Source organism: Bacillus sp. P4_D3, assembly GCF_056401855.1.
In genome coordinates this window covers 1-659 of record NZ_JBFUIN010001218.1, presented here as the reverse complement: position 1 = coordinate 659, position 659 = coordinate 1, and the positions used below count along the sequence as shown (strand labels likewise).

The 659-nt window shown below is 37.2% G+C and carries 1 protein-coding gene; it reads right to left on the bottom strand.

The features are described from left to right. Positions 1 to 52: 52 nt before the first annotated feature. The coding region (locus tag AC1DTM_RS30410; RefSeq protein ID WP_477001695.1) for a DUF4073 domain-containing protein at positions 53 to 659 on the bottom strand (607 nt) is incomplete at its 5' end.

Here is a 659-nt window from a genome sequence, read left to right as displayed (position 1 = left end):
TTTCTCATCAATCAAAAAAGAACCCACATATTTAAATGCGGGCTCTCTCCAATCACCTATTTGCTGAAAAACGAAGAAGCTGTGTTAATCCCGGCTCTAAATTCATTTCTCCTTTATGACGAACATATACGATTTTATCTCCATCAAATTTTGGAGTGTCCCCTGGATTATACGTATGCCACTCATTCGTTCCTTCTATAGAGTACTCCATATATTCAGTTGCACCGGCAATTACGTTTTTACTATCATCAGCTGTTACATTTGGTGCCATTTGCGCAATTTTTGAATCACTAATTAATAATTTCTTAATATCCTTATCACGTTTATAATCGTAAGCCGTTACGACAACATCGTTACCGTATGCTTTCACTTGCAGTCCTTGTTTAAATGAATATCCATCTGGAGCATTCTTCTCGCCACCATTTGGTCCAGCTGACATCCAGCCTGTTTCAATTCCGCCCGTATTTACAACCGTAAATCCTTTTTCATCTCCGCCTTCAATTTTCTTTTTACCAGCCCAATCTGGTAAGTTTAAATCCCAATGCGTATGACTTGTGAAGAAAACAACTTGCGGATAGTCCTTTAATATATCGTACAATTTATCAATGTTTAAATAATCTTGTAAATACGGATTTTGTCTTGATCCAGATACCGTATCC